The organism is Leptolyngbya sp. PL-A3 (genome assembly GCF_039962325.1).
GTDB lineage: Bacteria > Cyanobacteriota > Cyanobacteriia > Elainellales > Elainellaceae > Vacuolonema.
The window spans coordinates 26,037-52,276 of the sequence record NZ_JAMPLB010000032.1 but is presented as its reverse complement, the minus strand read 5'-3'; the positions used below and the strand labels follow the sequence as shown (position 1 = coordinate 52,276).

General features: G+C 51.0%; 22 protein-coding genes. 7 read left to right on the top strand and 15 right to left on the bottom strand.

The window, feature by feature from the left end; genetic code table 11:
• Window positions 1-201 precede the first annotated feature (201 nt).
• Window positions 202-912 carry an aspartate/glutamate racemase family protein gene (locus tag NDI52_RS21575; RefSeq protein ID WP_190771175.1) on the top strand — a complete coding sequence of 237 codons (711 nt, stop codon included), beginning with the start codon at window positions 202-204 and terminating at the stop codon, window positions 910-912.
• Here NDI52_RS21575 and NDI52_RS21570 read toward each other — a convergent pair.
• From NDI52_RS21570 to NDI52_RS21560, 3 genes are all read right to left on the bottom strand, one after another.
• Complete coding sequence (locus tag NDI52_RS21570) at window positions 895-2,790, bottom strand: M48 family metallopeptidase (protein WP_190771174.1); 1,896 nt, start codon at window positions 2,788-2,790, stop codon at window positions 895-897. The genes NDI52_RS21575 and NDI52_RS21570 overlap by 18 nt on opposite strands.
• A 336-nt stretch (window positions 2,791-3,126) precedes the next feature.
• Window positions 3,127-4,506 (bottom strand): hypothetical protein, encoded by a 1,380-nt coding sequence (locus NDI52_RS21565; protein WP_190771173.1) that lies wholly within the window; start codon window positions 4,504-4,506, stop codon window positions 3,127-3,129.
• A 278-nt stretch (window positions 4,507-4,784) separates the two neighbouring features.
• On the bottom strand, window positions 4,785-5,123 hold the full coding sequence (locus NDI52_RS21560; RefSeq protein WP_190771172.1) for a cupin domain-containing protein: 339 nt from the start codon (window positions 5,121-5,123) through the stop codon (window positions 4,785-4,787).
• Between NDI52_RS21560 and NDI52_RS21555 the strand changes: the two genes are divergently transcribed.
• Both NDI52_RS21555 and NDI52_RS21550 read left to right on the top strand, forming a co-directional pair.
• Window positions 5,122-5,298 (top strand): hypothetical protein, encoded by a 177-nt coding sequence (locus tag NDI52_RS21555; RefSeq protein ID WP_190771171.1) that lies wholly within the window; start codon window positions 5,122-5,124, stop codon window positions 5,296-5,298. The two genes, NDI52_RS21560 and NDI52_RS21555, sit on opposite strands and share 2 nt — an antisense overlap.
• A gap of 125 nt (window positions 5,299-5,423) precedes the next feature.
• Window positions 5,424-5,885: a hypothetical protein gene (locus tag NDI52_RS21550; RefSeq protein ID WP_190771170.1), complete on the top strand. Its 462-nt coding sequence runs from the start codon at window positions 5,424-5,426 to the stop codon at window positions 5,883-5,885.
• Window positions 5,886-6,089: 204 nt separating this feature from the next.
• Here NDI52_RS21550 and NDI52_RS21545 read toward each other — a convergent pair whose 3' ends face one another.
• The 7 genes from NDI52_RS21545 to NDI52_RS21515 all read right to left on the bottom strand — a co-directional run bounded on the left by NDI52_RS21545 (window position 6,090) and on the right by NDI52_RS21515 (window position 17,284).
• A complete protein-coding gene (locus NDI52_RS21545; protein WP_190771169.1) occupies window positions 6,090-6,866 on the bottom strand; it encodes a hypothetical protein in 777 nt (258 codons plus the stop codon).
• 264 nt (window positions 6,867-7,130) lie between these two features.
• Entirely contained in the window at window positions 7,131-7,895 is a 765-nt protein-coding gene (locus tag NDI52_RS21540) for a hypothetical protein (protein ID WP_190771168.1), read from the bottom strand.
• Window positions 7,896-8,409: 514 nt separating this feature from the next.
• Window positions 8,410-10,113 carry an aconitase/3-isopropylmalate dehydratase large subunit family protein gene (locus tag NDI52_RS21535; RefSeq protein ID WP_190771167.1) on the bottom strand — a complete coding sequence of 568 codons (1,704 nt, stop codon included), beginning with the start codon at window positions 10,111-10,113 and terminating at the stop codon, window positions 8,410-8,412.
• Window positions 10,114-10,460: 347 nt separating this feature from the next.
• Window positions 10,461-13,169, bottom strand: a complete 2,709-nt coding sequence (locus tag NDI52_RS21530; RefSeq protein WP_190771166.1) for an amino acid adenylation domain-containing protein — start codon at window positions 13,167-13,169, stop codon at window positions 10,461-10,463.
• 955 nt (window positions 13,170-14,124) lie between these two features.
• A complete protein-coding gene (locus NDI52_RS21525; protein WP_190771165.1) occupies window positions 14,125-14,667 on the bottom strand; it encodes a cupredoxin domain-containing protein in 543 nt (180 codons plus the stop codon).
• 80 nt (window positions 14,668-14,747) lie between these two features.
• A complete protein-coding gene (locus NDI52_RS21520) occupies window positions 14,748-17,000 on the bottom strand; it encodes a heavy metal translocating P-type ATPase (protein WP_190771164.1) in 2,253 nt (750 codons plus the stop codon).
• An 89-nt stretch (window positions 17,001-17,089) separates the two neighbouring features.
• Entirely contained in the window at window positions 17,090-17,284 is a 195-nt protein-coding gene (locus tag NDI52_RS21515; protein WP_190771163.1) for a heavy-metal-associated domain-containing protein, read from the bottom strand.
• A gap of 160 nt (window positions 17,285-17,444) precedes the next feature.
• Here NDI52_RS21515 and NDI52_RS21510 point away from each other — a divergent pair, with 160 nt between their 5' ends.
• Window positions 17,445-17,813, top strand: coding sequence for a four-helix bundle copper-binding protein (locus NDI52_RS21510; RefSeq protein WP_190771162.1), 369 nt, complete (start codon window positions 17,445-17,447; stop codon window positions 17,811-17,813).
• Window positions 17,814-18,178: 365 nt separating this feature from the next.
• On the top strand, window positions 18,179-19,030 hold the full coding sequence (locus NDI52_RS21505; protein ID WP_190771161.1) for a sterol desaturase family protein: 852 nt from the start codon (window positions 18,179-18,181) through the stop codon (window positions 19,028-19,030).
• A gap of 221 nt (window positions 19,031-19,251) precedes the next feature.
• Here the strand turns inward: NDI52_RS21505 and NDI52_RS21500 are convergent, their stop codons facing one another.
• From NDI52_RS21500 to NDI52_RS21485, 4 genes are all read right to left on the bottom strand, one after another.
• On the bottom strand, window positions 19,252-20,067 hold the full coding sequence (locus NDI52_RS21500; protein WP_190771160.1) for a pentapeptide repeat-containing protein: 816 nt from the start codon (window positions 20,065-20,067) through the stop codon (window positions 19,252-19,254).
• 7 nt (window positions 20,068-20,074) lie between these two features.
• Complete coding sequence (locus NDI52_RS21495; protein WP_190771159.1) at window positions 20,075-20,866, bottom strand: Crp/Fnr family transcriptional regulator; 792 nt, start codon at window positions 20,864-20,866, stop codon at window positions 20,075-20,077.
• Window positions 20,867-21,265: 399 nt separating this feature from the next.
• Window positions 21,266-22,363, bottom strand: a complete 1,098-nt coding sequence (locus NDI52_RS21490) for an ArsA family ATPase (RefSeq protein WP_190771158.1) — start codon at window positions 22,361-22,363, stop codon at window positions 21,266-21,268.
• Window positions 22,364-22,454: 91 nt separating this feature from the next.
• Complete coding sequence (locus NDI52_RS21485) at window positions 22,455-22,649, bottom strand: DUF2862 domain-containing protein (protein ID WP_190771182.1); 195 nt, start codon at window positions 22,647-22,649, stop codon at window positions 22,455-22,457.
• 158 nt (window positions 22,650-22,807) lie between these two features.
• On the opposite strand from NDI52_RS21485, the gene hisF reads away from it, so the two are divergent.
• Both hisF and NDI52_RS21475 read left to right on the top strand, forming a co-directional pair.
• On the top strand, window positions 22,808-23,575 hold the full coding sequence (gene hisF, locus NDI52_RS21480; protein ID WP_190771157.1) for an imidazole glycerol phosphate synthase subunit HisF: 768 nt from the start codon (window positions 22,808-22,810) through the stop codon (window positions 23,573-23,575).
• A gap of 262 nt (window positions 23,576-23,837) precedes the next feature.
• Window positions 23,838-24,161, top strand: coding sequence for a hypothetical protein (locus tag NDI52_RS21475; protein WP_199307719.1), 324 nt, complete (start codon window positions 23,838-23,840; stop codon window positions 24,159-24,161).
• A 119-nt stretch (window positions 24,162-24,280) separates the two neighbouring features.
• Here NDI52_RS21475 and NDI52_RS21470 read toward each other — a convergent pair whose 3' ends face one another.
• Entirely contained in the window at window positions 24,281-25,852 is a 1,572-nt protein-coding gene (locus NDI52_RS21470) for a HAMP domain-containing sensor histidine kinase (RefSeq protein ID WP_347280019.1), read from the bottom strand.
• Window positions 25,853-26,240 lie beyond the last annotated feature (388 nt).

Sequence of the window (26,240 nt, the reverse complement as noted above, 5' to 3'; positions counted from 1 at the left end):
TCCGGTAATTAACTCAACTCAATAGTAGTGTTCTAGACTGTGATGGGGTGTGGAGAAAGGGGCACTTCGTACCTCTTTCTCCACACCCCATCACAGTTTGGAAACATTCTCTTAAATTACCGCATTCTCAAATATTGCCGAGGCAATAGGAGAATGGTCGAAAGGTTATGAATCAGGTTTATTCAGAAGAGGGATAGCACGATGAAAACTATTGGGCTCATTGGAGGCATGAGTTGGGAATCGTCTATCGAGTACTATCGCATCATTAACGAAACCACGAAGGCTCGATTGGGAGGGCTACACTCGGCCAAAAGTGTTATGGTTTCAGTTGATTTTGCCGAAATTGAAGCCCTTCAACATCAGGGAAAATGGGAAACTGCCGCCACCCACATGATCGAAGCAGCCCAACAGCTTGAACGGGCTGGAGCTGATTGTATCGTTCTCTGCACCAACACCATGCACAAGCTGGCGGATTCCATCCAGGCCAACACGGCCCTGCCGTTTCTCCACATTGCCGATGCTACGGCTGACCGAATTCGTGACGCAAGGTTACAAACAATTGGTTTGCTGGGAACGCGATTCACCATGGAAGAGGCGTTTTATCGCGATCGCCTTATCCAACATCATGGGCTAAACGTACGAGTGCCGGAGGAGAGCGATCGCCGCACCATCCACCGCATCATCTATGACGAACTCTGTCAGGGCATCATTCGCCCGGAATCTAAAGCTCAGTATTTAGCCATTATCGATACCCTGATTGAAGCAGGAGCTGAGGGAATTATTTTGGGATGTACGGAAATTGAATTGTTGGTAACAGAGGGGGATTGTTCCATCCCCCTCTTTCCAACCTCGCGCATCCATGCCGAAGCCGCTGTAGATTGGGCATTGTCAGCTTCAGCGTTGAAAGATTAGAGATTGCTGGAGCTGTTTTACCTTTTTCTTGAGCTGACCATTATCTGGATGATCCAGGAAGATGATGGAAAGCGGAATGGATGCATGCAGGTTATTGGCCAGATCGTCCATGAGCTGCTGGGGTGCAACCTCGCTTTCAATCAGCTGTCGTTTACGAATCACCCCTAAGATAAAGAAGCGATCCTCAGGGAAATACTTCATCTCCTTCTCAAACAGGTAAGCCTCTTTAACCTGCTTAAATGTGGCAATTCGTTGCTTCAGATCATTGAGCTGGGATGCTTCCAGCATGGGGGGCTTGATTGTGTCTCGAGCAGTTACCCTTGCTCGTTCCTGCTGGGCTTTGAGTACGGTCTGATAATGTTGCTCGGCCTGATCCCGGTATTTATCGGCTTCCTGAATTTTCCCTTGGCGGTGGAGGAAGTGGTAGATCAGTTCGCAGCCATCAATCAGCCAGTCTTTTCGTTGTGCGATCGCCACTTCGATACAAGCAATGCCTGATTGATCGGCTCGACTCAGGAGAATTTGCCCCAGGGTATAGTTCCCCGCAGCATGGTTGGGATGCATCTCTAACAGATCTTGCAGCCGGGGAACTGCAGCGTCTTCTCCCTGCAATTCCAGGGTGTAAAAGGCCCGTTCCCAAGCATCTTGCTCTGTTAGGGGCTGTTCTGTAGCTTTTTGTTCTAGGGTTTTCAGCTTACTTTCAACCTCCTGAAAGTAGGCGTATCGCTGTCGCCAGGATGTGGATACCTCATCCTTCCAATCGCGACTGAACTGCGCTACGAACTGCTGTAATTCATTGCCTAAAAGCTTCTCGGCAGCCGTGGTTCTAACAGGGGGAAGTTGGGGTAACTGCTTGGATGATTGGATGGGATAGCCCAGAGATTGGAGCCGATCGGCTAAACAGGGGTGGGTATCGGCGTTATTTGTCTTTTGGGCAAGGGCTTGTTCTACCCATTGCTCGCTTGTTTCTCCCACAATAGGCTCACGCAATACCGTGAACATGGAGGAATACACGTTACTGGGCGGGTTTGCCTGGCTTCTTCCTTGCTGATGAATATTAGACCAGAAGGATGTTTCCAGAAAACGAGCCTTAATTTCAATGCTCACAAGCGCTTCGGCCAGATGATTGGCCCCTACCAGTTCAGCAGCACAGCGATCGGCATCATACTCATTGGCCCGTGCCAGGGTGAAGGAATAGGCGTTGAAGGAAGGCCAGTACCAATCAATGAACTTATCAAAGAGAACAGAAGCTCTTCCTTCGTTTTGGCGCAAGCGGTTGTAAATTTGCATCCAGGTTGCACGAATTCGATAAATCCATCCACCGAAGCGGGAATGATTGCCCGAAAGATGGCCTAACTCATGGGCTAAAACAGCCTTAAATTGTTCAACGGATAAAGACTGCATCAACGGCAATCCAAGCATCAAATAATTCTCATGCCAACCCAAAATTCCCAGGCGGGGCACTTGCGCAACCGCTGCATTAAAGCGCTGATCTAAGAGAACTTTGTGGAACCGAGGAGCTTTAAGTTTTGTGGTCAATTCATCAATCAATGCAAAGAGCTGAGGGGCTTGACGACGATTGAGCATTAAGCCCTGGGGAGGGTGGAATTTGATGAAAAGCGATTGTACAATCATCCAGGCTGGAACCAGCAGAAAAGCAATCAGCTTGACGGTGCCAGCATGAACTCGTTGACTATGAACGATAAATAAAATAATGAGCCCAACTAGGGCGAGTAGACCCGCTAAAACTAGAAATAAGTAACCATAACCCAGGGCTGCAAATAGGGCCACTCGTAAGCGGTAGCTCCCAGGATGTTTTCTTGAGAAGGTTTCGAGCTTTTTGACTAAAGCGTCAAACTGTTCCTGGGTAACGGCCATAAGTAATGTAGTAGTGGAGACCTGATGACATTCAAGATGTCAGTTTTAACTCAACCTGTACAGCATCTTCAAGGGCAGTTCTTTAAAAATTTACGTTGCATTCTGTTTCTGTAGATTTTTTGTATATAGCATTGTGAGAGAGGGAGCAGACTTTGTCTGCTCCCTCTCTCACAAATCATTTCATAAATAATCAGGACTGCTGTAGGAGCATTTTTCCCATGCAATATTGCTCAAGAAACAACGACAGCAACTCAATATCTTGCATCAACCCGAATACCCTTCATTTTGCTGTCGGTTAGCGACAGCAAAATGAAGGGTATTCGGGTTGGTTTGGCATTATTTGATGCGATCGCGATAATGCTGCCAGAAATCTTCCCACCAACCCTCAGGTTCCTCGTGGGGGCCATCATATTCTGTGGGGCGACCCCGCAAGCCATCCACCACCAGGCTGCCTACATAATCGGCATCGTCGTAAACTCGCGCGATTTGCTGACGAATTTGCTGGATGTCCTTCTCTGACACGACGCCGTTGCTGGTGGCCTTGTAGAACTGCACCGTTACGCGGATAGGAAAGCGATCGTCTCGTTCAATCGGCAAACCCGCAATCTCTGTAAATGGCCCCTCGACCGCGCCATGACCAATAACGGCCTCTTCCACATTGCTTGGCCCCCGAGCAGCAGACCCCATCGCAGCAGAGGGGGGAGATACCATCGTGATATCGGCATCTTCAAGACCAAAATTAGCAGGCTGACGCTGGCGCAGGGGCACTTGAATTAGCATCACCATGTTCAAGCCTTCCTCACCTGCGGCACTGGCCTGTGAGGGTTCACCATTTGGGTTTTCGGCCTGGTAGTCGCTCAGGCGCTGGCCTGTGAGGCTGGCGCGATCGCCATTTTTGTTAAAGAACAACCGTTGCCCCCAGGTGCGCCCGGCCTCAAATCCATCCCGCTGATTGTCGATGACGGTAACGCTCGTGCCCTGACGGGTCACAAGCAACGTCAGCACCGCTGGGTCGCCGGGGTAGGACTGGTAGTTGAACAGCACTGGGTTGAACTCAGCCATACCCTGTTGGGGAATCGGCAGAAAACAAGCCTGGGCGCTGACAAGAACATGGGTATCGCGATCGGCCAGGAGCGATCGGCCACGGCCCGCCCAGGAATCCGGCTCCGTCAGATAATCCCGCAGGTTATCCAACACCTCGCGCAGGGGAACGGGTTGCAGGTCTTCCCCTCGCTGATTACCCAGAGGCAGGAAAAACTGATCGATGTCAATATCAGCGGACTGATCCGTAAAGTTGGGATAGCGGATGACGGGCATCAGATGCAGCGCGTAGTCGTCTCGAATGGGATGACGCTGTTGCACCTGAATGGTCATATCGCTGATGTTGGGGCCAACCGCAGAATTCTGGTAGCGGCCTGTATCTTCCCAGGTGACGTTGAGGATATCGAGGCCGTAGCGGTTCGCCAATGCTTGTGCTTCCGGATCGCGGACCATGTTTACCGTCTGCTCAATAACACGATGGTATGACTCATAGTCGCGCACATCTTCGGGTGGGTAACGGCGGGAGGTGGGGCGATTGGGGCGCTGTTCGGATGGGGCTGGGGTTATTCCTGGATCTGGGGTGATGTTGTTGGCAGATGCGTTGGAGCGGCTGATCGCCCCATACACCAGCCAACCACCAGCGGCTATCACAACCAGAAGAAATAGAAATCGCATAGGGTGTTACTGTCCATCTGAGATGAATCGTTGCCTCAAAATTAGGCGATCGCAAGCGTGTGCGATCGCCCGGTTTCAGTTTTCGATACACCGGCAGAAAAAGCGGATCCGGAATTTGAAAATCATCTCAACAATTGTGGAGAGGCAGTCTCTAAAGCAACTTCCTCACAAGCATTGATCAGATCAGGACTTACACAAGCTTGTTATCTCTAGTGCATGGTGTTGTGTGGCGTGCTTCACAGATCCACAACACCATGCGTCAGTCCTCAGATAAAAGATTATGTACTCCGAATACCGAAGTAGGTGATGACTAATTCTTCTGTTCCCGTATTGGCAACTTCGTGAACTTCTCCCAAATCCACCGTGACACAGACGCCGGGACGCAGTTCGTAAGGAATATCATCAATGGTGATGGTGCCATTTCCCGACTCCACAAAAAACACCTCATACATGTCGGCATGGGCATGACCGGGAGCCACAGAACCGGAAAGCAGACGAGCCTGGGAAAAGTTTGTCAGCGCTGGCAGATCACCAGGACGCAGCATAACCTTTTTGCGAATCGCAGGATTATGGCTAACGCCTTCATCAGGCAGGGTGGGTAGAGATACGTATTTCATGGGTGAAGAATGGAAGACGCGATCGCTTTTTATTATGCGATCGCCTACCCTCCATCCTGAATTGCCAAACCGCCGACTTTACGGACTCTACATTCTGCGCGAAAACATTCGCCTCTACTCCAGCACCTTCTGGTCGGGTAGGGTAGGAGTAGGACAAAGCGCCTACCACACTTAGGATCACGAATAAATTAATCTGTAATTCTTGTTGTGAGGTTGTATCCATAGGGCAACTGCACAAAACCCCACAAAACAAGCAGCAATCCACTAGGATCACAGTAGCCGCTTTCGGGTTTACGCCCCATGAACCTGCCACTCAACGAAACACGCTCTATTGAAATTGCTCAGGAGATCCAAAGTAAGGCGAGCCAGTCGTTTGATAATGCCTATCGGGCAGCATTAGTTCTAAAGGGAGCCACCTATGTTCAGGGGTTCGTTGCCGTAGCTTATGGCCCAAGCCAACCCATTGAACATGCCTGGCTTGAAATGGATGAAAGTATCATCGACCCGACGCTACCGCACTTCAATCGGGCGACTCAAGATATTCATTACTTTCCCGCCCAACATTTGAGTATTAAGAAGCTAAAGGCCATTATTGAAGAGTCTCAAGAAGATTATCCAGAGGATGATCCTCTACCCATTTATGGCGCAGCACCTTACGAGTATTACGGTGAGGTCATGTTAGGAGGAAAAGACTACTTGAATGCGTTTCAAGCAGCTGAAGCCAAGTGTAAGGAACTTAAGAGTACCCGCGAGAGGAATTAGCCGGGGCGATCGCCTCTGCTGCCTCTAAGCATCTGTCTGAGAGGGTTGATTTTTCGTGCCTGAAGGATACGAAAAATTAACCCTCTTAATAACTTTTCAAACAGCTTCAGGGCTTACGCAAGTCCACTATATATAGAGCATTTGTGTTGTGGGTGGTGTGCCAAGCACACTACCCACAACACAAAATACGTAAGTCCTGAGCTTTTAAGAATCGCTTGAATCGATCAGTTCCATGTTTTCGGCGCGGAGGATTTCGTCGCCATTCTGCCAGACGATGAGGGTGGTGGAGCCTTCGCCATCGTCTGTTACTTCAGAGGAGAGGGTGTAGGCATAGTCGCCGTTTTCCCAGGACATATTGCAGATACCGTCGCGACAAACGGTGAAGCCATCCGTGAGCGACAGGCAATTCCCATCGGAGTCACAGCCGTAGTAGGTAAGGCCACCTGTGTTGTTGACGCCATCCCAGCTTTCGATGCGACCGACGGTGACTGTCCAGTCGCCATTACTCAACACTTGCCAGTTTTCGCCCAGCAGTACGACATCGGAAATCAGGGTTTCCTTGCGGCTGCGGCCACAGGGTTCGGCGCTTTGGCAATCCGCCACATTCTCTTCGCTATAAACGAAGCGAACATTTTGGTTAAGCAGCTCCTGCTGCTCACAAATTTCAAAGGTGGCACCAATGTCGAACTCTTGCCCCTGGCGATCGCGCACTACCGTATAACACATCAGATCTCCCGATTGCAGCGAAATGATCTGCCCAATTTCGGGATACTCTGTCGTCTCCTCGGCCTGGGCGATCGCCTCAACCTCCTCTGCCTTCTCTGCTTTCGGGTTGGTGGCTGAAGATGCTGCGGCTACAGCTACAGGTTTGGAGGACGAAGCTGACGATTCAGGGGCAGACGACGATTCTGCAACGGTTGCACCACAGCTGGAGAGGAGCAGGGCCAGGCCAAGGGCGATCGCCATCATCGGGTTCTTCATCGTGCGTCCTCACAGGAGTGTGTGCAGTTGTAAGCAAGGGTGCCCATCATAGGGGCGATCGCCTGCCATGTTGTTAGGGTTGTTACAGATTTATACAGTGGGGCGATCGGCTTCTCCATACAAGTATGCAAATAGAATACTCAGGACAGCAGCTTCCGACCCCTTCTTAGCAAAAGGATTGTGCGGCAATGCATTACAGCTGCGTTGCTTCTAGAGCATTTGGATCCGGGTTGGGATCGTTGCACACGCTCACAAGCAAGCGTTCTAGCAGCCTAAAATACGGCAGATCCATCGACGGGCTTCGTTAGCGCCTCTCAAAATATCGATGGGATCGACCCTATTACGGGACGACGATTCGTCTTCATCTTCAGGTTCTGCTTCCTGACTACCGGTCTCGGGTTGAGGCAGTGGTTCCAGAGAATCATTCGGTTGAGGTGATGGCGATGCAGATGGGGTGATGATCTGGGGTAATGACGTGGCAGAGTCTATCGGATAGAGCCGTGCTTCAAGAAACTGGAGATAACAATTTGCACGCTGCGTATGACAAGTCATTTCGACAGCAAAATTATTGGGATTTGTTGGAACTGCTGGGTCCGCTAAATCGAGAACGACGTTGGCTGTACTCCCGGCGCGCAGGTTGCGATAGGTCTGCCTGAGGTTGCCCCCTTGATAGACATCAATCGTTAAGTTCACGTTCTCGCGCGCAGCGTTGTCATCAATTCCCATCTGTAAGCCGACTAAGCTGTAGCGACTTGCATCAGCTCGACAGCTCAGGGTGACAAAATTGGCGTTATCGTAAGTTCCAATGGCAAAGAGGCGATCGAAGATCTGGCGATTAATGGAGACTAATGTGGTTTGGTCATAGATCTGGCTCTCGTTTGTAGAACCTGAAATTTGACAATCTGCTGCTTCGAAGAGACTCGGTGTGAGGTTAGTGCTTGTTTCCTGAGTTGGGGCTGGAAGTGTGGCTCCCTTAGGGACGGTAAAACCAAACGTCCCTACAAAGCAGAACCCAAACAAGAATGCCATCGCATACCAACGGCAGGAACGTTTGGATAGTCTGCGTTTTGAGACCTTGTAACCTACGGTTCCAGACTTAAAGAACATTCAACAGTATGTTGTGAGTGGAGTCGCACGTTGCTGATTTCTGCCATCGTAACCTACACATTCTAGGTGTTGCCGCCTGGAGGGATACCTGTTTTTTACGACAATGAATCCAGACTGCGTATTGCTATCACCCGATCCAAAGAGGTTGTTCGAAAAGTTGATTTTGCGTGCGCTACGCACACGCAAAATCAACTTTTCGAACAACCTCTAAAGGCTATAGCTGTTGAATGTATCCCATTTGGCCCACCCCCTACCCCCCTCTCCCGACAAAGGGGGGACCGGAGCGAAGGAGTTCATTGGTTGTTGAAAAAGGATTTCTGGCTGGATCTCCCTCCTCTCGGAAGAGGGGCTGGGGGTGTGGGTACGAGGGCGATCGCTAAAACCAACCACTTGTACACACACGGCAGTTCCTGAAAGGGGAGAAAGATTCAGAGGTTTACGTCAGGTTAGCTGTAATTTTTCCAGCGATCGCCGACAACGCAACAACTCTGGGAGAGGCCAAATAGTTTTGGCCAGTGGGATCACCGCTGCGGCCTTTGAAATTGCGATTGGTGGCATAAATACCCGCTTCCTGGGGGCCGAGAACGCCCATACCGGCATTAATACAGGCTCCGCAGCCTGATTTTAGGATGGTGGCTCCGGCTTGCTCCAGAATGTCGAGGTAGCCGAGGGTTTCAGCTTGCTGGCGCACTTCCTGGGAGGCGGGGACGACGAAGAGGCTGACGGTAGGAGCGACGCAGTGGCCTTTAAGGACATCAGCGGCCTGGGCCAGATCATGCAGCTTGCCGCCGGTACAGGAGCCGATGAAGGCGCGGGTAATGGGTACGTCGCCCAATTCGCTAATGCTGACAACGTTGTCGGGTTTAGGTGGGCGGGCAATCTGCGGTTCCAGATTGCTCAGGTCAAAGGTGTAAATGCGCTCGTACTCGGCGTCAGGGTCACTGGTGACTTCCTCGAAGGAAGTTTGGGTACGGGCTTGCACATAGGCGCGGGTGGTATCGTCGGGGGCCATAAGACCGCACATCGCGCCACCTTCCACGGCCATGTTAGCCAGGGTCATGCGTTCGTCCATGGGCATCTGGTCGATGATACTGCCGCGAAACTCCATCACTTTGGCGATCGCCCCATCACAGCCAATCTGCCCCAGAATGAACAGCATGATGTCCTTGGCGCTGATGTGGGGTGGCAGCGTTCCCTCCAGGTCAAACCGCAGGGTTGCGGGAACCCGCAACCACACATCCCCGGTGGCGAAGATATTCGCCATATCTGTTGTGCCAACTCCGGTGGAGAAGCAGCCAAACGCGCCATAGGTGCAGCTATGAGAGTCGGTGCCAGCCACCACCATACCCGGACGAATAAAGCCTTGCTCCGGCAACAGCACATGGCAAATTCCTGCTGCTTCGCCGGGGGAAATCATATCCAACAAATGACAGCCCTGCTCCTGGGCGAACTGCGCCATTTGCTGATACATCAACGGTGCTTTGGGGTCGTTGCGGATGTCGTTAATCTGGATAAAGTGATCGGCAACAAGGACGATGCGATCGCGCTCCCACACTTTCGCGTCTGCCCCAAAATGCTGATAGAAAAGTTGGCCTACAGGACCGGCGATCGCATCGTGAGACATCGCCAGATCTACCTTGGCAAACACCACCTCACCCGGACGTACATAGGTATTCCCCGAAGCTTTTGCCAGCAGCTTTTCCGCCATGGTCATGGGGCGGGGGGTCGTAAGGCTGGGAGGAACGGTGACGCTGCCCTGTCGCCGCTGTTGATTGAAGGGAAAGAGGCCGCCGGATTGGGCGATCGCCTCCACCACAGAATTTGGTTGGGACTCACCCAAAATCTCCAACGGCAGGCCAATATTGATGCTGTTGCGATAGAAAATTTCTGCGAAAGATTTGGCCCGGACAAGCCGAATACCAGCTGCTTTGATGGCGATCGGAGCAAACTCACGGCTGGAACCACATCCAAAATTATGACCGGCTTCGATGACGTCATATTCCAGCAACTTGCCTTCGCCAATCACATGCTCCAGAGCATAGCGTTTGAGGTAATCGGGGTCGGCATTGGTGCCCCGCTTGGCGGGGATGATGTCGTCGGTATTGATGTCGTCGCCCAGATAGAGAACCCGGTCAGTCATGGTTGGAGGTAGGGTAAGGATGATCGTGTGTGGGTGTTCTAAGGCATCCTACATCGGTTTGGATGGGGGCGATCGCTAACACCTGTTTTAGTTGTTGTTCCATACGCTGTGCGTGCGAAAAATCAACTTCTCAAACAGCTTCCAAAACCTAGTAGGCCACCACATAGTTTTTGACAGGCCGCTAATTTTGACAGGTGGGGTATGGCGGGCAAAGCCCGCCATACCCCACCTGTCAAAATTAGCGCGGTGAACTACTAGAAACCCGGTATTTCTAAAAACACCGGGTTTCTGGGCCTATTGCAGTCCGATGAATGAGCCTGGACCGTTTGCCTCAGGGCGTTTGCCTTTTAAGCTGAAGCCGTTCCCTGAAGAACCCGCGACGCAACTGCAGTTGGGGTAGTCAATGGCGCAAGGTAAGGCTTGAGGATAGCGGCTAACCCATCGACATGGGGAGCCTTCAGCATCGAGACGTGATAGCCAGAGCTGTGGTGTATTCTCAGGTCGCCTTTCACCAAATGTCCCCAGCCCAACGCCGGATCGATAAACCAGGCTTCATCTGGGTCGGGGAGTTGTGCTCTGACCAGCACAACATTACCCTCGTACGGCTGTGGGAGGTATCGTTGTAAAGCCTGCCGATGGGCCTGACTCACAGTGACGCTTTGAGCGCTATAGGCCGTCGTCCCTTCGGGAGCCTCAGGGATGCCAAAGAGCGCCTGGGCAGTGCTACTGGATGTCTTAGCAGCGTTGCGTCCAGAGCGCTTACGTACTTTATCTAGTAAGTACGATGGGCCGTGCTTCAGAAGCAGGCGGGCATGGTTTTGCAGCTTTTCCACGGGAGGAACTTGACGGAAGAAATTGCGCCCTACGGCATCCAGCAGAATGACCTGGGCTACATCTTCGCCCTGTTGAGTCAGTTGTTGGGCCATCTCGAAGGCAACGTTGCCGCCAAAGGAATAGCCTGCCAGATAATAGGGGCCATGGGGCTGAACGGCGCGAATTTCCTGAATATAAAAGGCTGCCATATCTTCTACCCGCTCAAAGAAGGGAGATTTCCCGTCTAACCCACGAGCTTGCAAGCCATATACAGAATAGTCAGGCCCAAGGGCACGAGCTAGCTCAACAAAATTCATCACATTGCCGAAAATGCCATGCACGCAAAACAGGTGTTTAGGGGTGTCTAACGGCTGTACAGGAATCAAACAGGGCCAGGAGATAGTTTTGCCTTCCTGGCGCAACACATCAGCCAGTTGACTAATGGTTGGGGCCGTGAGTAACGTTGCCAGGGGTAGGCGAACGCCCGAAATTTGTTCTACATGGGCTAGCATCTGTGCAGCCAGAAGGGAATGACCACCTAACTCAAAAAAGTTGTCCGTTGTGGTGATAGTGGAAACGCCTAATACCATTTTCCAGATGTCCCAAAGCTGGATTTCCAGGTCACCATTGGGCGGTTCAAGGGAGTCGACAGACTCGGGTTGGAGCAGGTCTGGGGCCGGAAGTGCCTTGCGATCGCGCTTCCCATTTGGTGTCAGAGGAATCGCTGGCAAAAACACAAACTGAGACGGCACCATGTACTGAGGGAGGCGATCGCTCACAAATTTCCGTAACGCTATCGTCAATGCCGATTGTTCAGCCGAGGTCAGAGGCTGTGAGGCAACCAAATAAGCCACCAGCCGTATTTCTTCATCATTGTTGGATGAAGTTGCTGTGGACCGAGCCGACACAACCGCCGCATTGAGTTGAGGATGAGCCTCCAGGATTGATTCAATTTCTTCAATCTCTATCCGCATGCCCCGCAGTTTCACCTGAAAATCCTTGCGGCCTACCAGTTCAAGAACGCCATCCTGAGCTTGACGCGCTAGATCTCCAGTCTTGAATAGGGTCGGCAGAGAGAGGGGTGAATTCGCCCCATCCCGTTCAGCCCAGGGATTGGGTACAAAATTTTTAGCCATCAACTTCGGGCGATTTAAGTACCCCTGCGACAGGCACCCTCCAGCTATGCACAGTTCACCAATCTCGCCTGGGGAAACCTCTTGCCCCGCTTCATTCAAGATGTAGGCCCGATTGTAAGCATATGGTTTCCCAACCGGTAGAAACCCGGTTTGGCGATCAAACGTGGCTGGAACAGCATAGCAAGTATTGCCAATGGTTTCGGTCTGACCATAAACATTAAAAATTTGAGGCTGGCACTTCAAGGTTCGTTTGAGTGCCTGAATCAAAGCACTCGGTGTTTGTTCCCCCGAAACAATAACCACCCGAAGATGCGCAGGTATCAGCGCTTTTTGCTGGGCCAAGTCAAGCGATTCTAACGCTTTCAAGCCATAACGCCAGATAGACGAGACGCCATCCGAAACAGTCACTTTGGCGTCCTGCATCAGTGCAAATAAGCGCAGGGGATCTTTCACCTGCTGCGCACTGGCAATCACAACTCGCGCACCTTTCGATAGAGGTACCAGCAGTTGGCGAATCGAGGAGGAGAAAGAAAATGATGCAACATGCAAATACACGTCATCCGCCTGTACCGGCAGAAGTTCTCCTAGCGCTTGAATATAGCGGGTGACAACAGCTCGGGGCATTTGCACCCCTTTGGGTCGTCCTGTAGAACCCGAGGTGTAGAGAATGTAAGCCAGGTGATCCGGGGTAACAGACGATAGGGGTGGTGTCATAGGTGAGGAGGCGATCGCCTCCTCACTGCCTTCAAACGTCAGTACAGGGACGCTAAGCCCTTGCCAGCGGGAAGCGAAAGTATGTTGAGTGAGCACCAGTGCGGGCTGGGTCTCCTGCACCATGAAAGACAGGCGTTCATCGGGATAATTTGGGTCGAGGGGGAGATAAGTGCCACCTGCTTCCAGGACACCCAGAATACCGAGCACCATATCGATGGAGCGATCGGCGCACAGCCCAACCACTACACCGGGTCCGACTCCTCGTTCTTGCAAATAGTGTGCAACTTGATTAGTCCGTTTGTCGAGCTGCTGGTAGGTCCATTGCCGCGTAGCATCCTCCACAGCAATGGCGTTCGGTCTTTGCTGCGCTTGCCGTTTCAAGAAATCATACATAGCAGACGGAGGTGAATGAACTAAGTTGCTAGTGCCAGATGCCAAAAGTCAGGCGGTGAAAATATCTAAAGAAAACCTGAATTTTTGATCAAGGCCTCGTTTGGTTTAACACTTCGTTGTATGAAATGGCAAATAAAGAAAAAGTTCCCATGAAATTTTGTGAGAACGACTCCACATTAATCGGTGTCCAGAAAATATTTTGGCAGTAGCCAAAGGCCGTAAGCCAGGCCATAGCCATTCCGCAAGATTCCCTTTCGTTGAGTGTGCATATTTCGTATCTGCCCAAACCCCGCATACTTTAGGCGACGTGACCAAAATCGGCTAGTTTACCAACCCGATGAGGATTTTACTGCTTCCCCGAACCATTAGCGTCTGACATGCGGGCCATGCTCCAAGCTCATACTGTTCCTGTGCAAGACTACATGAAATTCTTTGAATATCTGTAGAAAACCTGGGATTAAGGCGATGATGACCGGATTTACATTCAATTAGCTTCTAAAAATCCTCACTAGTGTTCTGACAAAGCGTTAGAAGTATTACTGGAATATTCTCAGAAGTATCAAGCTGATATACACATGTGCTTCTTGAAAAGAGCCCACCAGCGTGAATAAACTTATCACCAAATGGATAATCCGTTGCTAAACATTTGCATTAAGTTTGGATTAAGTGCTGAGGGTTGCGTAGCACTTGAAAACGCCCATTTTATGCGCATTGAGCACACACAAAACGGGCGCTTTAGCTTATTCCAAACGGAGGTTTATTAGAAAGCACCCTGGGCAACTCAAATATCCATAACCTTTGCTGCCCACTGCAAATGCTTCCTTAGGATACCCGCCCTTTAACCTTTGGCCCACAATACGCCGTCAGCAGTGGTCATGACACTCCTATGCCCAATTGATGCTTCAAGGCGATGAAAGGGCGATCGCCCCAAAAAGCGTGCAGGGCCACACCGTTTTCAGGTGCCTGCTGCCTGTACCTCGACCGATCCTCGAAACATATTCATACCGCACGTGAAGGCATAGGTGCCGGGTTTATCGGGGGTGAATTCAATCGGGGTAACTTTGTTAAGCGCCAAGTCCTGAGCAACATGAAAATCAGGAAACCGTACAGATTCCAAACAACCGCTGGGGTCTTTCCGATCAAAGTTAAGACGTACAGGCTGACCCGCTTGAACAACAATGCGGCTGGGTTCATAGCCTCCATCCACGGTAACGGTGATTTCCTGAATGCCACCTGTTGCCACTGCTTTCCGTAACTTCGTTTTAGTCCCCAGGAACCACCACAATTCCAAACCAATCAGCCCCAGTCCTCCTAGCGTTACAGCGACCTTGCTTGTAAGAGGTTGATCGATACGGCGAACGGTGGTTTCCGCAGGGGAAGCCGTGTGCGATTCGGTGTGCGGTTCACTTGCTAACGCTCCAGACAGTGAACCCGATAACACACCTAACAGAAATCCAAAGCCGGCCAATGTTGCGAAGAATGTGGCTTTGCAAAACATAATTGTGTCTCCTCAAAATTGGGAATGAAATGAGCCAGGGCAGATTTCATGGGAGTTCAATCCGCCCTGATGACAATTAGCTAACCGAGTGCCTTGGGCCTGAAGTTGCGTAGCCGCAATGCATTGGTGATCACGGAAACCGAACTGAAAGCCATCGCGGCCCCTGCGATAACGGGGCTAAGCACCCAACCAAACACGGGATAGAGAAGACCGGCGGCAATCGGAATCCCGGCCGCGTTGTAGATGAACGCGAAGAACAGATTTTGACGAATATTCCGAATGGTGGCACGACTGAGTTGAATCGCTGTGACAATACCTTGCAAATCGCCTGAAATAAGGGTGATGTCACTAGCAGCGATCGCCACATCGGTTCCCGTTCCAATCGCAATTCCCACATCTGCCTGAGCCAATGCCGGAGCATCGTTAATGCCATCTCCCACCATCGCAACCACTCGCCCTTCTGCCTGAATTGCTTCAATCGTCGCCGCTTTCTGGTCGGGGCGGACTTCCGCAAAAATCCGCTGGATGCCCACCGCATGAGCGATCGCATTGGCAGTGCGCTGGTTATCTCCCGTCAGCATGACCACCTCTAAACCCATCCGTTGCAAAGCCCGAATCGCTTTTATAGACGAGGGTTTGACAGCATCAGTAATGCCCATAATCGCTTCAATTTGCCCATCTACAGCAATCCAGATCACGGTATGGCCCAGGCATTCTAACCGTTCCCCCGATTGTTCTAAAGCACGGGTATTCATGCCCTGCTCGTTCATCCAACGATGGGTGCCGATCTGCACCCAGCGATCGCCCACATAGCCCTGAACCCCACTTCCAGCGATCGCCTCAAACTGTTCTACATGGCTCAATTCTGCCCACTGAGTTTGCGCGTAATGCACCACCGCTTCCGCCAGGGGGTGTTCTGAATGGCGCTCCAGAGAGGCCGCTAAGCCTAACAATTCAAGTTCATCATGCGTACCCTTAACCGTTACAAAATCGGTGACGGTAGGCTTACCCTGGGTAATTGTGCCCGTTTTGTCGAGAACAACGGTTTGCAGTTGGTGTGCCAGTTCCAGCCTATCGGCCCCTTTGATCAAAATACCGTTCTCGGCTCCTTTGCCAGTACCCACCATGATGGAGGTTGGGGTCGCCAGTCCCAGAGCACAGGGACAAGCAATAATCAACACCCCCACCGTACTGATCAACGCCATGGGCACGTTACCCATGATGTTGTACCAGAAGATAAAGGTGAGGATGGCGATCGCTATCACAACAGGCACAAACCACCCCGTCACCTGATCCGCCAATCGCTGAATGGGAGCTTTTGAACCCTGAGCCTGCTGCACCAGCTTGACGATTTGTGCCAGGAAGGTATCTTTACCGACGCGAGTGGCCCGGAACTTGAAGCTACCCGTTTTATTGAGTGTGGCTCCGATCACTTCATCACCGGGTTGCTTTTTGACAGGAACACTTTCCCCGGTCACCATAGCTTCATCCACGGTAGAAGAACCATCCACCACGTCGCCATCCACCGGAATCTTCTCCCCAGGCCGTACCAGAATGATGTCGCCCAAAGTCACGCTTGCCAGGGGCACATCTAACTCTCGACCATCGCGGATGACACGTGCGGTTTTGGCTTGTAACCCCATGAGCTTACGAATCGCTTCAGAGGTTTGCCCTTTGGCACGGTTTTCCAACATCCGTCCCAGTAACAGCAGGGCGATGATGACAGAAGCCGCTTCGAAGTAAACATCTGGGCTCAATCCCTGCTCGATGAACCATCCCGGGAAAACGGTAGGAAACAGGGAATAAAGGTAAGCTGTACCTGTTCCCACTGCGACCAATGTATCCATCGTTGCGGTGTGCCGCTTTAACGCTTTCCAGGCGTTAATAAAGAAAGACTGACCCGCCCATAAAAGTACCGGAGCCGTTAAGACCAGTTGCAAAACCGGATGGTGCAACACCATGGGAATAAAGGGGATAGCTACACCGGTCATAGCCGGTAAAGAACCCACTACGAGCAAAGCGCTGATGGCACCACTCAGCCAAACCCGACGCAGAAGTTGGCGTTGTTCACGCGCCCGTTCCTGCCGTTCTGCATCATTGTCAGAGGCCAGCACATCATCCCCTATGGGAAGTGCAGTATAACCAGCTGCATCGACAGCATTTTGAATTCTGGCGACATCTGTTGCATGAGCATCATAAGTAACGGTTGCTTGCTCTGCACCAAAGTTTACACTGCATGTTTCTACACCAGGTACAGAACGAATGGCGTCTTCAATCGTGTTGGCACAGGCCGCACAGCTCATACCGCGCAGTTTTAAGGTTGTATTTTCCATTGAGCTTCTCCTCAGAAGCAACGTGAAAAAGGTTAGAAACGTCTATGTTTTGTGCACTTCTGGCATGAATTAATGTTGTTAGCCTGTGCTCAAGCGACTCTATAACCGGCATTAACAATCGCCTGTTTTACTGCCGAGATCGTTGCTTGCGTGTCTACCGTGACTTGCTTCGTTTTTGGTTCGGCTTGAACTACAGCAGTAGGATCAATCGCTCGAATCGCTTCTGTAATGGTTTCACCGCAGGCTGAGCAGGACATGGTTGGAACAGTTAGTTGAAACGTCATAATTTTGTTCTCTCAGGTGAGTGTGATTTCATGGTGCAGTCTCCAGCCCACTAGAGAGTCAAGGGGGTATGTGCATTTCTTTCAATAGTTAGAGGAGATCGCCTTTCCATTTCCCTAGGCTGAGGGTGAAACGTAGAAGCACTCTCCCTGGAGAAGCACCATGCCGATTCAAGATCTGTCTCTCAATCAGCTCAACGATGAAATGTTGCAGTGCATCCAAAATTGTTTGGATTGTCACAGCATCTGCTTAAACACCATTACCTACTGTTTGCAACAGGGCGGCCACCATTCCGAGCCTAACCATATTCGTTTGATGATGGATTGTGCAGAAAGTTGCCAAACGAGCGCTAACTTTATGCTGCGCAACTCCGACCTGCACAGCCGTTTCTGTGGAGCCTGCGCCGATGTATGCGAGCGCTGCGCCCAGGATTGCGATCGCATGTCCGACGACATTCAAATGAAGGCCTGCGCTGAAATGTGCCGCCATTGTGCAGAAAGTTGTCGCCGCATGGCAATGGCTCACACGTGAGGCAACAGGCCGAATTCAAATATCACAAGAAATGTTTAAAAGGGTTGTTTATTTGGGTGCTTCGCACTTGAATCAACAACCCTTAGTTTTTTGTGATCTCAAGCCACTGAACAATGAGGAGTTTTAGAGGGTTAATTTTTGAGTCTTGTACCAAGGTGCATTACAGGAAACAAAATCTTTTGCTTACGAATGAGTTAATTTTCTAGGGACTTCTCGCATGTAAATTAACGCTCCTACAAACATCGTTGAATTAAATACGGGAAGATACTTTGTAGAATGTTTCAGCACACCCATTTGTAAGGAAATAAGATAGCTGACTCATTCAGATATCTACTTCATCGTGTTATTCCTGGAGGGTTTGATTTGTGGAAGACAGATTCATTAGAACGTTTGTCTTATTTTGTATTCTTACTATTGTCTTTGGCATTCTTGAGCGTTTCTGGCCCAGCATTCCCAACCAACCTAGATTGCGACGCGGTCTAGGAACCGATATTCTCTACTGGTTTGTCACCCCAATGGTAAGCCAGATACTAGCGATCGCCACCGCTGCCATTCTACTTCTGCCTTTCTACCTGCTGATCGGCAGACCCCTGGAACTCAACAGCATTCTGGCAGGCTACGGGCCGATCGCCAAAATTCCACTTTGGCAGCAAGGTTTAATTGTTATTTTCATTGGTGATTTCATTGGGTATTGGACTCACCGCATTAACCACCGCATGCCTGTCCTGTGGGGCTATCACGCCGTTCACCACAGTGCAGAAACTCTTGATTGGTTATCAGCCGTTCGTGTTCACCCCTTCAATGACATGTTTTCAAAAGGGCTGAAAGCTGTACCCATTATGTTGCTCGGCTTTTCACCTCTAGCGGCTGATTTATATTCACCCATCCTATCCAGCTATATCGCCTTCATTCATGCCAACGTGCCCTGGCATTATGGGCCATTTCGCCATATTCTTGCGAGTCCTGCCTTTCATCGTTGGCATCACGAGATGGATAGAAGAGCCTGGGGCAAAAACTACGCCGGTCTATTCCCCATTTTTGACGTTATCTTTGGCACCTTCTATCTTCCCCTCGACAAGCAGCCTCGCGAGTTTGGCATCGATGGTGAAACCATGACAGAAAACTTTATTGGCCAAATGCTGTATCCAATCCACTACTGGAAAACCCTCTGGCAAAACCACAAAGCGAATAAACAACTCCTGGAAAAAGAATCATAATTTCAACTCAACTAAAGAGCTGTCAAGAATATGGGCATCCAGAGGGTTGCCCACATTTCATATCCAGTCACCTAAAGTGCCCATTTTGGCGTGCGCGCCCCGTACGTCAAAATGGATGTTTTCGAGTGTCGCGCGTTGCACAACACTCGAAAACACCCTGAACCCCAACTCAGGTTTCATAAGACATCTGGTTGAGTAGCCAATTTAGGTTACAAGCTCATTTAGAAGAATTGAAGACTATCAAAATTCCCAGCCTCAAGCTTCACACCGGTAAATGTAGCATCCTTTAAATTAGCTTTGTGAAAACAGGTGCCCACAGCTAGACGGACACATCGATAAACCAGCCACCCGCCCTGTAATGTCAGAAGCAAGTACAACACAGTTGATAAAGCCATTGATAGCCCCGGCAGGAGCTCAGCAACTGCAAAAAAGGCGATCGCCCAGGCCCCCATCAAGAGCGCAAATCCATAGGCAGCGATCAGACTCATACTGAAAAACGCCGCCCACCGGACGGGGCCACGGGTCGTCAAACTGAGCAAGAGGGCTACAATTCCCCCTAAAACCGCCCCCGCGATCGCCCAACGTGAGTCATTATTCGTCCAGATACCGGCATAGCAAAAGCCAGGAAGCGCACCAAACCAAAGGCCGACCAATCCCTGCCAGAAGCGACGCAGACGAAGCCGCGATTTGGGAGGCGGAACCGTTCCCAGTCCTGCGATCGCCAAGCTGCTATACAGCACCAAGACAAAGAACCAGCCATTTTCAGCCGGGGTACGCCCCAAAGCACCAAACATGAGGCGAGTCACGGCATCAGCCAGCAAGAGGATGGGAGGTATGACCCACAGCAGCCGAAAAAGCTGCCGGGGTGTCCAGCCCAGGGTTGCTCCATTGAAGCAAGCTCCTTGTAGTGAAGCCTCGCTGAAATCACAACCCCGCAAATCTGAACCGCTGAAGTCGGCGTGATCAAGGATGCGGTTGCGGAAGGAGCGGTCGCGCAGGTCACGATTCTGAAAGTTCAACTCTGGGGGCGATCGCATAGAGGCTTTAGCGCAGGGGCCACCAGGACACCTTATCGCGAGTTGCGCTATAAACTTCCTTCAAGCCCTCAGGATCTTCCACCTGAACCAGGTCACCTGAATCTGAAGATTTCTGCTTTTTCAGCAACCCCACCTGCGTCATACCCTTCAGCACCTGCTCAACGGTACGGGCATTCAATTGACACGCATGGGCAATGATGTCGATGGGCAAATCAAAGGCAAACGTGCCATCCCCCTGGGGCTGACTACCCAGAGTCCGCTCTTGATAAACCAGTGCTCGCAGCAGAGACGCTACCGCCTGAGGCGGATAGGTGCTGCAATTGAGCAGATGGTATTGAAACTTCTCCCGTAGCTCAAACAGCACAGTATAACGCTCTCGAAAAACGGTGCTGTCTTCATAAAGCAACCGAATATTGGGGAGAGGAATTTTGACGACCGTTGTAGTTTTGTAGGCCTCTACAAGACTGGGAAAGGAGCGGCACGCCTGCCCCCAACTTAGGGGTAAGTTACGCATTCCAAAACAGCTGCCGGGATAGGTCATGGCAATCACCCGATCCAGCGGGGTACTCCGCACCAACACAGGCCCTCCCGCCAGAACCACGTAGAGATATTCCAGGGAAATATCAGGCTGAAACGCTGTGTAAATGGGGCGACTAGAATACAGCTTCTCATGACTGACATGGTCCAGTTCAATACGGCTACTGAGCCAACTGGTGTCTAGCCCCCGAAAGAGATAGTTCTCCTGGGCAAGGGTTTGAATCAGGTCAAGTTGTTCAGAGTGCTTGGCTGTTTTAGCCATGTCTTGTGCTCTTAGCTGTTCTCACTCTTATTGTAAGCGGATATACTTTCAAGGCATAAACACATAAAAATGTATCTCTTTCGTAATGAGATTGCATTAGTTTCACCGACCACCGCAAATTCTGCCACCAGCTTTGGCTGGCTTATAGCTTTTCACCCGCTCGGTTGGATAGGAGATGGGTGTGTAGAATTGCGTCCGGCATACCCATTTTCTGATTAAGTTTGGGTTAACTAAAAAACGGGTGCCGTATTTCCAGAATCTCAGGCAGAGCCCGGCTATCTGGAAAAGACCACACCCGTTTTTGAGTAAATCAGGTAGCGCTAAGGACACGTTTTAAAACTTGCTGAAAGGGTTATTTTTTGTACGCTTCGCACGAAAAAACAACTCTTAAAGCAGGCCCTAAAACGAGATGATCAGATAGCCGTCCTGAAACTTGGCCCCTGTTACTTGTTTACCTTTCAGTTCCGGAGGCAGAGCCAGGTTGTGGCGCTGATCTCCCGCTTCTACCGTTACCTCCGGGCCATATTGGGTAAGTTTGACCTGAGATTTGTCGAAGCCTGGGAGAAACAGAGCAACTTTGCGTTCAGATACGTTAACGGCGATCGCTTTCGGTACCCCTGTTCCATCTGTTAAATCGGGTAGAGCATTTGCCAGAGGCTGCCAGTCCTGGCCAGGGTAGTTGGGAAGCGCACTGACAGAGAGCGGTTCAAAGGCTGATGAGATCACACCTGCATTGTTGGATTGGTTAAGCACTACGCCCCCAACCGTTAGCCCGATTTGCTGGGCCGCCCCCCAGAGATACTTGGCTGTTGCGATCGCCGCTTCATCCTCTGTGGTTACCAGATAAGCCAGCATGCGCTTAGGGTCAGTAACGGCGGCCTTCCCCTGCTCCAAAATATTGCCCACTTGTGTCGCTTCGGCGTTGGAGAACAAATCTCCTGACCAGTTTACATTCAGCACCGCACTGGAAACGGGTTGAATGAACGGCGACAACGTTTTATAGAAGTCTGATTCTGTCAGTACAGTGCGAAACCTCCGCACGTACCAGGTGGCAATTTCCGGTGTCCCTAACATCCGGAGTGTGTTCTGGTCCCCCGCTCCGTCGTAGACCACAACGTCGTAATTACCGCTGGCATCAAACTCGCGCAGAGCGTTTAACGCCAAGGCCGAATCCATCCCCGGCAAAATGCCCAACTCCTGAGCGTAAACCCCCTTTAGAAAGGGGCTGCGCACATACCGGGCTTCCTGCTGCTTTAACTCATCCCAGGAACGCTCCAGCAAGGCGGTGGATTGCAATTGCAACGCCTTTAGATTCGGCGCAATATTCACCGGCTCTGCACCAACCGCAGTACCCAGCAACACGCCAAAGGCAGGAGACGGATCTTGAGTCGCTAGCAGAACCCGTTTACCCTGGGCTGCCAATTTATGAGCAGCGGCGATCGCCACCGTCGTCCGTCCTGTACCGCCTTTTCCCAAAAACGTCAGAATCAAACTCATGCCATGTTGTCCTGATAATGGATGCTGCTAGATGCTCAACCTGGGATGAGGGTGCAGAAGGAAACAGGGCGATCGCGCCAAATTTATGAGCCTAGCTCATAAACTCCAACTCATCCTCAAAGAACCAGCTTGAGAAGTTATCCTCAAACTTTACAATGATGCCAATGCCACTGCCATCTGTCATTTTGAAGCCTTCGATTACACCCGTCTGCCCCAAATGATTGATGACTGCCTGGCTGGCCCGATCCCGTAACCGCCTTACCCGCACTTGTTGACCGACTTGCATCTCCGTTACAACCAACGAACAAACATTAGTCAGTGTATCAGCGTATCGGCTTTCATCCATGGGTTTTTCAAGGGGCTTTCAAGAATGACTAACTCCTGACAGATGACAGAGTTGTAGTATGTAAGTTGTCAAAGACGGTAACCACGGCAAAGCAGACCATGTTAGCTAAACGAATTCTTCCCTGTCTGGATGTGAAAGCAGGGCGTGTTGTGAAAGGGGTGAATTTCGTCAATCTACGGGACGCTGGAGATCCCGTGGAGCTGGCACAGGTTTATAACGAAGCCGGAGCCGACGAGCTTGTCTTCCTCGACATTACAGCCACCCACGAAGATCGTGACATCATCTACGACGTGGTTTACCGCACCGCCGAACAGGTCTTCATTCCCCTCACGGTAGGCGGCGGCATCAGCTCCTTAGATACCATCAAAAAGTTGCTACGCGCCGGGGCCGACAAGGTCAGCATTAACTCTTCAGCTGTGCGTGATCCCGATTTCATTAATCAGGCCAGCGATCGCTTCGGCAACCAGTGCATTGTCGTCGCTATCGATGCCCGTCGCCGCGAAGACCCCGAGAACCCGGGCTGGGATGTGTACGTCCGGGGTGGCCGCGAGAACACTGGCATTGATGCTCTGAAATGGGCCAAGGAGGTCGAGCAGCGAGGTGCAGGAGAACTATTAGTGACCAGCATGGATGCGGATGGTACGCAAGCCGGGTATGACCTGGAACTGACACGGGCGATCGCCGACCAAGTCCAAATTCCCGTCATTGCCTCTGGGGGAGCCGGCACGTGCCAGCACATTTATGAGGCCCTCACGGACGGCAAAGCAGAGGCCGCCCTACTCGCGTCACTGCTGCACTACGGCCAACTGACGGTCGCTGAGATCAAGTCCTACCTGGTGGATCATCAGATCCCCATGCGGAACTAGAGTACGGTGTAGAGATCGCTGGCAAGGTTGGTTTTTCGTACACAAAGCATATGAAAAACTAGCTGTTAAAAGAAATTGATTTTTGAAAAGCCCCACAGAATGCGGCTTTTCAAAAATCAACTTGTCCTATCCAGCAAGCGAAGGTTATACAAGTTTCGTGGGTTCAGCTCCGCCTCACTAAAAAATTACCAATACAGTAGAGGACACTCTTCTAAGGAACTGTTACAATACTAAATATTAAGATAAGTAACTGATCTTTAGAATGATTTTTATCCTGCTGGTGGTCGTTGTTCTCGTGGCTTGGGCGCTGCATCTGATGCAGCAGGCCATGGATCATCGTGAATTTTCTCTAATGCTGGCAGGGTTCCTCGTGTCTGTTGCCGCTGCTGCTCTGGTCGGTGTTTACTTTTTAATGGGTCATTTCGTCGGTTACATGGATCAAATGGCTCTACGCGCGGAACTCAATGAACAGTATTACGAATACACAGGCTTTGTTTTCCCGGATGAGCTGGTCATCGAGGAGCGTTTGGGCGATCGCTCCACTCTCCTCTCTCCCCCCATCTCCATCGCAAACTCAGGCTCATAACCAACATTAAGGCTCACTTCAACTCAATTGAATATCCATAAAAAGAAGGAAGCAGCTCTTTGCACTGCTTCCTTCTTTTTATGGATATTCAATTGAAGCTCTGCTCACCTGCCGCAAATCTATTTTTCCCCCTCATCCACAGGCCGCGTTTCAAGGGGCAAGAAAATCGTTAATACCTCTCCTTGATGAGGACGTTGCCGCACAATGAGCTTACCACCTAAGGCCTGGAATAGATTTTTGGTCACCGCCAGGTTCAGGCTTAAGCTACCTGTCTCAGGCTGGAACATCAGCAGTTGCCCCAAAGATTTCAGAGGCGTCATCGGTTGATTTGCCCCAAAACGATGACTGCTGGTTGCAGCTTCCTCCTGCACGTGGGATTGAAACTGGAGTTTGAGCTGGTGCCCAGCTAATGTCACATCAACCTGAATATGGCTAGAAGGCGGCAACGTTTGCGTAATGCGATCGAGCAGTCCCGTCAACACCTGATCCAACATGGTGGGATCAGTAACAACCATCGGTAACTTCTGAGGTAACACCACGTCCAATGACAGGTTGCGCTGACTCGCCAACTGCTGCCAGCGGGGAACATGCTGCTGAAAGAGCTGGGTCAATGAAATGGGAGCCAAAGGAGTCAGGGGGCGATCGCTGCGAGTCTGTTGCAACTCCACGGCCCGGAAAATGAGATTAAACCGATCAATCTGCTCGGTACATTCCTGGTCAATGACTGACAGCCGTTTTAATACATCTGGGCTGAGGTCTTTACGCTTCAGCAGCAAGCGTGTCAGGGTACGAATCGTGGTGAGGGGCGTGCGAACCTCATGGGCGATCGCCTGCAACAACTCTGTATCAAAACTCTCAGACTGGGTTAACGCTTCCTCCAGAGAAGGTTGAGCAGTCTCTGGTTTTATACTCTTCCCGTTCTTGGCACCATGGCCATTGGAAGAGCCATTAACACCAGGGTCCTCCTTCAGGCTAGAGTCAGTCGAAGCTTCAGACAACCGGAAGCGATCGGAAATGCGGGCCGAACCCTCTTCCAGTTCCATAGGTTCTGGCAGAAGCGCCAGCATGAGTCGATTAAACTCTGCAACCCTACGATAGTCGGGTTGGGCCAGATTGGCAGATTCCATCAAGCGTTCCATCTTCTTCAAGGAAGAAGAGCCTGTTAATAACAGACGGATGCGTAGCGCTTGCCAGGAACGGGTAATCACCTCTGGGTCAAAGGAACATAGAAATGCCGGAACTTTATCTGTCGTTTCGCCCAGCACCATCACCAAGCTCAAGGCAGGGGTTATCACCAGACAAAACTGTTCGTTACTTAAAGGATCACTGGGGATTAACGGTACAGTGGCCGTCTTTGTAGAATCTAGCTTTTCTCGGTCTGCAGAGGGCAGTAACCGAAACGGCATCCAGGTGTTACTCCACAGCGGGCTGGCAGTAAACGTCCAGGTAGCGATCGCCCGCTGCAACTCCTGTTGGCCCAATACAGGAACCGGGCCTGACAGGATAATGCCCGATTCCGATAGTTTCCCAAGTTCTAAATCACGATGCAGTAGCAAATTCAGCGCGGCGATCGCCCCGGCCCACTCTCGCTCGGCGCGGACACGATGCTGTGCTGCCGACCGCTGCGGCTGAAACAGAGGTTCATCCTGGCTGACGACCTCACTTAATGTGGGCAAATACCATTGCTTCACGTCCTACCTTTCCTCGGCCACGGCTCCGAATGGATAGTGGTGGAGTACAAACCTTAAATTAATACGCGATTAATTATTGAAGGCAGTATACCCTGTACTCCACATTCCTCTCTATAACGAGCATACTCGCCACTCGATGACAGAGCCTAGCTAAACAACCGCCCCTTCAGGTTCGGTTCCCCTCGTTTTGATCTTCACATTGGACGGAGACAGGGGGTGCAAATCATCCCCTCTCTTCGTCTAGAAAGCTACACCCCTGCCTCATGACATAACACGATGAAGTCGTGATGAAAGCGAGCCCATCATTCAGTTCGGTTATCACGATGCGGTTGCCGAACCTTTATTCCTTTTAAAACGTCGATGATTATAAGGCAGCGTCAAAGCTAGC